Genomic DNA, 8244 nt, shown 5'->3' on the forward strand with positions numbered 1-8244 from the left:
GTATCATATTTGATAATGCCTCTGCATAGGAAGAATAACTTTTAACCACCAAAAAACAGTGTTAAAATCATAAATTTCAAATTCTGCATCTTTTTGGGTTAACATAGCCGTTTTTATGGGGTTAAAATCAATTACCAACATTTAACTGAAGTTAAATTTTATCATATAAAAAGATGGACTCATACAAGAGTCCATTTATTGATTTGTTCACACACTGATTGAATCGTATGATCAAAACAATCTAAATCCACATCATACCAGTGAACAGGAAATTGGTTTCTAAACCATGTATATTGCCTTTTGGCATATTGTCGTGAATGTTTTTTGATATTTTCATACACTTCCTCACGACTAATCAATTGATCAAAATAATCAAACCATTCTTTATATCCAATACCTTTCATACTTTGATTTTCCCTTGTCAATCCAGTTTGATATAATTGATAAACTTCCTGTTCTAATCCTTGTTGCTTCATAGATTCAACACGTTGATTAATTCTTTCATATAGGCTTTCTCTTTCCATAGTCAAGCCAACAAAATAGGCATCATATAAACAAATATGTTGTTGAGCATCAATAATTTCACTTTTTCTTTGACCAGTCTGCTCATATATTTCAATAGCACGTAAAACACGTTGACGATTATGTGGATGAAGCTCCATAGCACTCTTAGGATCTATTGATTTTAAATATTCATAGAGTTCTTCGTGACTATAATGAGCATATTTTTTTCTAAAGAATTCATGATGGTCTTCTGTATCATTAAAAGTATAATCATATAAGGCCGCTTTAATATAAAGACCAGTCCCCCCAACAATAATAGGCATTTTTCCTCTTTGGACAATTTCATCAATCGTTTTTCTAACCTGAGTTTGAAAATCTTTCACACTATAATAAGCATCCGGCTCTAACATATCAATACAATGATGAACAATTCCCTGCATTTCTTCATGAGTCACTTTAGCCGTACCAATATCCATTCCTTTATAGATTTGCATGGAATCTCCACTAATCACTTCACCATTGAAATATTTTGCTAAAGCAACTCCCATTCTTGTTTTTCCTACACCTGTTGGTCCTACAACAACAATCACTTTATTCATTGATTTTACCAATTCCCAGTAAACTATATAAAATAGAGATGATAACCGATATAATAATTGTGAGACCAAAAGAAGGAATATAAAAATCTGGAGCCAAAATCATTTCAGCTATTTCTAATACAAAACCATTAATAATCAACTGAAACAATCCTAAAGTTAATAATGTGATAGGAAAAGCTATAAAAGTTAATAGAGGTTTAATAAACGTATTTAACAAAGCTAAAACAATAGCAATCAAACAAGCAACACCAAAGTTTTTCACATACACTTCTGGAAATAGATATGTTGTAAGCATAATAACAGCACCACCTAAAAGAAATTCTAAGACTAAACGAAAAATACTTTTACGCATTAAACCACCCTCTTAAATAATTTTTCTAATTCATAACTACTGTAAAAAATAATTGTTGGTCTACCATGTGGACAAACATATGGATTATCACATCGCATAAGATTATCAAAAATAGTCTGCATATCCGCTTGTGATAAATACGTATTCGCTTTTAATGATGCTTTACAGCTAAGTGTTGCAATCGCATGATCTTGCAAGGCAACAACATCTAAATGATTTTTATGCAAAACTTCTTGAATCATTTCATCTACAAATACATTCTCATCAATTTTTTTCATCCATAGTGGTAAACTTCTTACAATATAACCATGTTGCCCAAATACTTCTAAATGAATACCTACTTTTTCTAGCATCTCTTTTCTTTCTTCTAAAATAAGAAATTCACTCATTGGATATTCAAATTGTAATGGAACAATCAATGGTTGCATTGTCAAATCAAGATTGGCAAATTTATCTTTATAATATTCATAATTAATTCTTTCTTGAGCAGCATGCTGATCAACCAAATACATTCCTTTTTCATTTTCACCAATCAAATAAGTTCCATGAATCTGTACTTTCGCATATATTTTTTCCTTTATAGGTTTTATTTTTTCTTCCTTCATCACAGGTTGTGGATTTTCAGGTATGATAACATCCTGTTGTACCTCTTGACTTTGATATGTTAAAACAGGTTCTTCAACACTATGATTGTCTTTTAAAACAGCTGACTGAGTCCATAAAGTTTTTTCTTGAATTGGCGGTTCTTCTGAAATTGGCAATGTCATTTGATCTAATTGTGGTTTGAAAGTTTCTCGTTCTGTTTGCTTATTTTTAGCTTCATATGTTAAATCGACCTGTCTCAATGTTTCACTGACACCATTATAAATTAAATCTCTTAATTCATATTCTTTAGAAAAACGAACTTCTAATTTAGATGGATGAACATTGACATCAACCAAATAAGGATCAACTTCAATATTGACAACAGCAATAGGGTAACGATTATCAGCCAAATAAGAACGATAGGCATTATTAATAGCATCTATACTCATGATATTTTTAACATAACGATGATTAACCAAAGTAATAATATTAGCTTTAGATGCACGTGATGTATCTATTTTACTGATATATCCATCTATTTGAAATTCATCAGTCTGCAGATGCAATGGCAACATATTTTTAGCTGTTGCAATTCCATACATATTAGCAATGACCTCTAAGAGCTGTCCTTTTCCATTCGTTTGAAAAATAGCCTTATCATTATGATAAAGATGAAAAGCTATTTTAGGATAAGCCAATGCCATACGTTCTACATATTGATGAATAGCCGCAAATTCACTATTAACAGATTTTAAATATTTTAATCTGGCAGGAACATTTTGAAAGAGTTTCGTGACAGTGATTTGTGTCCCTTTAGGCAAGTCGCAAACTTCCTCTTGCTGATACTTACCAAATTCATAAACAATAGATGTTCCCTGCAAGCCCGTTGAAGTTCTTAAATCAAAGCGACTGACTGAGGCGATAGAAGGAATAGCTTCTCCTCTAAAACCTAATGTCATAATATTGAATAAATCTTGATCATCTTTAATTTTACTTGTCGCATGCCTAGAAAAACACAAACGTGCATCCACTGCTTCCATGCCTTCTCCGTTATCACAAACTTTTATTTTTTGCATACCACCATCTTCAATGAATATATCAATTTTTGAAGCACCGGCATCAATACTATTTTCAACCAGTTCTTTGACGACACTTGATGGTCTTTCTACAACTTCCCCAGCCGCAATTTTATTAGAAAGAATATCATCTAATTGTCTGATTTTCCCCATTTTCTCACCTCACTATAATAATTTTTTTAATTCAATTAATGTACTTAAAGCATCTAATGGAGATAATGACATTGGATCAATACGTTCTAATGCTTTTTCCACTGCACTTTCTTTTGTAATCATTTGAGGTTCTTGTTTTTCACTAATAACTTTTTCAATATTATTATTTTCTAAAGATTCTAAAATCACTTGAGAGCGTTGGATAACTTCTTCTGGTAACTTCGCTAATTGAGCAACATTAATACCATAAGAACGATGACTTTTCCCTGGTTTAATCTTATAAAGGAAAACAATATGATCATCTTCTATTGAAGCACTGGCATGTACATTTTGAATATGGAAAGATGCATCCATCATTGTCAGTTCATGATAATGTGTTGAAAACAGAGTTATACATTGTATAGATGTCGCAATGTATTCAATAATGGATTGAGCAATGGCCATACCATCAAAAGTTGCTGTCCCACGACCAATTTCATCAAAAATAATTAATGAATCTTTGGTTGCATAACGTAAAGCATTATTTGCTTCAAGCATTTCTACCATGAAAGTTGATTGTCCAGAAATCAAATCATCACTAGCACCAATACGGGTAAAAATTTGATCAAAGATAGGCATATTCGCTTCATCTGCTGGAACAAAAGAACCAATTTGTGCCATAATCACACTTAATGCAATTTGTCGCATATACGTAGATTTACCACCCATATTAGGTCCTGTAATCAATAGAATAGATTGATCTTCAGGAATATGAATATCATTAGGTACATAATTTTGTCGAGAGATAACTTGTTCTATCACTGCATGTCTGCCATTGATAATATTTAAAGTATGATTTTGATTAAAAGTTGGTCTGACATATCCATATGCACTTGCTTTTGAGGCCAAGGATTGATAGACATCAATTTGTGCAATTACTGCGGCAACATCTTGAATCAAATGGACATCTTTTTTAATATATTCTCGCATTTGTACAAAAATTTCATATTCTAGCGCAACAATTTTATCATTAGCACTTAAAATCTTAGCTTCCATTTCTTTAAGCTCTGGTGTCACAAAACGTTCAGCATTAGAAATACTTTGTTTACGTGTATATTCAAACTCATCTTTAATCATTGGTAAATAACTTTTTGTGACTTCAATATAATAACCAAAAACACGGTTATAACCTATTCTTAATCCTTTGATGCCTGTTTTTTCTCTTTCTTTAGCTTCAAATTCACTTAACCATTGTTTTCCATTTTCACGAATATATCTCAATTCATCTAATTCCTGATTATAACCTGAGCGAATCAATCCACCTTCTTTTAATGTCAATGGAGGATTATCAATAATGGCCTCATCAATGGTCTGTGTTAAATGTGATAAATCTATGAGTTGATTCGCCAATTCATGCGTATAAGGATGATCTAATGATAAAAGCTGATGCTTCAATTCTGGTATTACCTTTAAAGAAGAAGCAATCCATTTTAAATCTCTGGCGTTAACATTTCCAAAAGCAATACGTCCAGCTAATTTTTCCAAATCATATACATCATTAATAATATCTTTAATAGTTTCACGTTCAATGAAATTATCAATTAATATTTCAATGATATCCATACGTTTTTCAATTTTTTCCTGATTAACCAATGGTCTTTCAATCCACTGTCTTAATAAACGACCACCCATTGCTGATTTTGTATCATCTAATAACCATTGCAAAGTCCCATAACTTTCATTATTTAAATTCTTTATTAATTCTAATGACTTCTTTGTATAAGAATCCATATAAATATAATCTTCAGTTTTAACTTCCTGAATTTTTTGTATATGTTCTAACTCTCTTTTTTGAGTATCCAACATATAATTTAATAATAAAGAGCATATTTTGATTTGTTTGAGATCAGTTATTGAATCAAAGATTTTTTTATAGTTTTCATTAAATTTATCATTATCAAAATGTGAAATAAATAAACCATCCATTGTCCAATCATCTTGAACAACAATTTCTTTCAACCCTAAAGAATCAATATAGTTTTTAAGAACATGTTCCTTTTTATCAATATTGACAACATAGAATTCACCTGTTGAAATATCACAATAAGCCAAAGTATAGTTAAAATCAAAAATACCTAAAGCCCCAATATAATTATTTCTTTTTTCATTTAAAGACGTATCCATAATCGTTCCAGGAGTAATAATTTGAACAACGCCACGTTTGACAATACCTTTTTTTCCAGGTTCAGATAATTGTTCTACAATTGCTACTTTATGTCCTAAATCAATAAGTTTTTGAATATAGCCACTGACTGAGTGAAAAGGAACTCCACACATAGGAACTCTTTCTTTAACCCCAGCATTTTTTCCAGTCAAAGCTAAATCCAATGCTTTAGATACAACAATAGCATCATCAAAAAACATTTCATAGAAATCACCTAAACGAAACATCACTATAGCATCTTGATTCTGTTCTTTAATTTCCAAGTATTGCATCATCATTGGTGAATATTTTTGCTTCATAATATTCCTCCTTTATAACTTCCACATTATAGCATATTTTGTAAAATAAAGAAAAGATTCCATACAAAAAAAAGATGCAAAAAGCATCTTCCTATACTAGCCTTTAATAAAATGTGGATTGATTTCAATATCTTCTAAATCATCCCAAATTTCTTCTTCATCTTTCACTTCTACTTTAATACATGTTTCTCCACTAATTTCAATTTGCATTTCTTTTTCAATTTCAATTGTCACTTCTTTTGATGCATGCGTAGCCGATAAACATTTTGGTTTTTCTAAACATCTCCCTTTGACCTGATCACTATTTTCAAATTCACGATCTTCCTTTTTAGTAACCTGCATGTCGTCAATATAAGTGACCTGATGTTTTTCTACAATTGAATCCATTTCATCACGATAACTGTACCAGATGTGAATATCAAAAGTACCAACAATTTTAGGAATCTTATTTTTAATAGCGGCTTCATAGTGATGATTAGTAATCCAGCACCCCAGTATATCATCAGGTAAATGACTCAAAGTAAAATTGTAAGTATTCCTAGATAATTTTTTGCCTTTAGCCACAATCGCTTTTGTATAGATCTCTCTAATATTATGACTCATAAACCCACCTCTATATACTATATGATAAATCTCCTTAATTACCACAATTTTTTAATATATTCATCAAATATTAACCAGTGAGTACGTGAATTCCCTTAATCAATAATCATAAACATGATAAAAAAAGATACTTCAAATGAAGTATCTTATTGATTATGTGATGGTGTTGAATCTTTCAACACAACATCATGTGCTCCACCTTCAACAATACTTGTTGAAGAAACGAGAGTGATTTTGGCTTTTTCCTGTAATTCAGGAATTGTTAAAGCACCACAGTTACACATAGTTGATTTAATTTTGGCAAGTGTTAAACCAACATTATCTTTTAATGGACCTGCATATGGTACATAAGAATCAACACCTTCTTCAAATGAAAGTTTGGCATCTCCACCTAAATCATAACGTTGCCAGTTACGTGCACGAGCGCTACCTTCACCCCAGTATTCTTTCATATACTGTCCATTGATATTGACTTTATTTGTAGGTGATTCATCAAAACGAGAGAAATATCTTCCTAACATGATAAAATCTGATCCCATTGCTAAAGCTAATGTCATATGATAGTCATGAACAATTCCACCATCACTACAGATAGGAACATAAATTCCAGTTTCTTTAAAATATTCATCTCTAGCTTTAGCAACTTCAATAGTTGCAGTTGCTTGTCCTCTACCAATTCCTTTTTGTTCACGTGTAATACAAATAGAACCTCCACCGATTCCAACTTTAACGAAATCAGCACCACATTCAGCTAAAAATCTAAATCCTTCAGCATCAACAACATTTCCAGCACCAACTTTTACACTATCACCATAATGTTCTCTGATCCATTCAATTGTTAATTTTTGCCATTCACTGAATCCTTCACTAGAATCAATACATAATACATCTGCTCCAGCTTCTACTAACGCAGGAACACGTGTTGCATAATCTCTTGTATTGATACCTGCACCAACAACATATCTCTTAGATGCATCTAATAATTCATTAGGATTAGATTTTCTTGATTCATAATCTTTTCTAAATACAAAATATTCTAATTTCTGATTATCATCAATAATTGGTAAAGCATTCAACTTATTATCCCAGATAATATCATTAGCTTCTTTCAATGAAACACCACTTTTAGCAGTAATCAATTTATCAAATGGTGTCATAAACTCAGATACTTTTGTATCTAAAGACATACGTGAAATACGATAATCTCTTCCTGTTACAATTCCAACTAATTTTCCATTTTGTGTTCCATCTTCAGTCACAGCCATAGTTGAATGTCCAGTTTTTTCTTTTAACGCAATAACATCCTTCAAAGTCTGATTAGGAGCAATATTTGAATCACTTGGAACAAATCCAGCTTTATAATTTTTCACTTTTCTAACCATTTCAGCCTGTGCTTCAACAGTTTGTGATCCATATATAAATGAAACTCCACCTTCTCTTGCTAAAGCAATAGCCATTGTATCATTAGATACAGATTGCATGATTGCTGATACAAGTGGGATGTTTAACGATAATGCAGGTTCTTCACCTTTTTTAAATTTTACTAATGGTGTTTTTAAACTGACATTTTTTGGTTGACACTGAGCACTTGAGTATCCTGGTACCAATAAATATTCATTAAAAGTATGTGATGGTTCTTCAAAAAAATATGCCATAATCTCTCTCCTTTTTCTTATATTGTCATTTATTGAAGAAATTATATAGATTTTTCATGATTTCGTCAACTCTTTTTCTTCAATTCCAGATTAATATATGATTCAAATATGATAATGTCTTAATATATCCAAGTTGAATATGTCCTGTATACAGGACATATTCAAAAATCTATGTTATGATATAACCTCACTTTTATTGGGAGGTTGTTGTATGA

General features: G+C 31.2%; 6 protein-coding genes. All 6 read right to left on the reverse strand.

The features are described 5' to 3' along the window. Nucleotides 1-179 precede the first annotated feature (179 nt). The 6 genes from miaA to B5E48_RS12785 all read right to left on the reverse strand — a co-directional run bounded on the left by miaA (nt 180) and on the right by B5E48_RS12785 (nt 8029). Nucleotides 180-1103, reverse strand: a complete 924-nt coding sequence (gene miaA, locus B5E48_RS12760) for a tRNA (adenosine(37)-N6)-dimethylallyltransferase MiaA (RefSeq protein WP_087305464.1) — start codon at nt 1101-1103, stop codon at nt 180-182. After that, a complete protein-coding gene (locus B5E48_RS12765) occupies nt 1096-1455 on the reverse strand; it encodes a phage holin family protein (RefSeq protein ID WP_087244209.1) in 360 nt (119 codons plus the stop codon). The genes miaA and B5E48_RS12765 overlap by 8 nt, the downstream gene beginning before the upstream one ends. Beyond that, on the reverse strand, nt 1455-3269 hold the full coding sequence (gene mutL / locus B5E48_RS12770) for a DNA mismatch repair endonuclease MutL (protein ID WP_087305466.1): 1815 nt from the start codon (nt 3267-3269) through the stop codon (nt 1455-1457). Before mutL ends, B5E48_RS12765 begins: the two co-directional genes overlap by 1 nt. A 12-nt stretch (nt 3270-3281) precedes the next feature. Further along, nucleotides 3282-5771: a DNA mismatch repair protein MutS gene (mutS, locus tag B5E48_RS12775; protein WP_087305468.1), complete on the reverse strand. Its 2490-nt coding sequence runs from the start codon at nt 5769-5771 to the stop codon at nt 3282-3284. Nucleotides 5772-5867: 96 nt separating this feature from the next. Continuing rightward, the gene (gene cotE, locus B5E48_RS12780; RefSeq protein WP_087305469.1) at nt 5868-6374 is read right to left on the reverse strand and encodes an outer spore coat protein CotE; all 507 of its coding nucleotides are present in this window, start codon (nt 6372-6374) and stop codon (nt 5868-5870) included. A gap of 146 nt (nt 6375-6520) precedes the next feature. Further along, nucleotides 6521-8029, reverse strand: coding sequence for an IMP dehydrogenase (locus tag B5E48_RS12785; protein WP_087305471.1), 1509 nt, complete (start codon nt 8027-8029; stop codon nt 6521-6523). Nucleotides 8030-8244: the final 215 nt, after the last annotated feature.

It is taken from the genome of Massilimicrobiota sp. An105 (assembly GCF_002161155.1).
In the GTDB taxonomy this organism is placed as follows: Bacteria; Bacillota_I; Bacilli_A; order Erysipelotrichales; family Coprobacillaceae; genus Allocoprobacillus; species Allocoprobacillus merdigallinarum.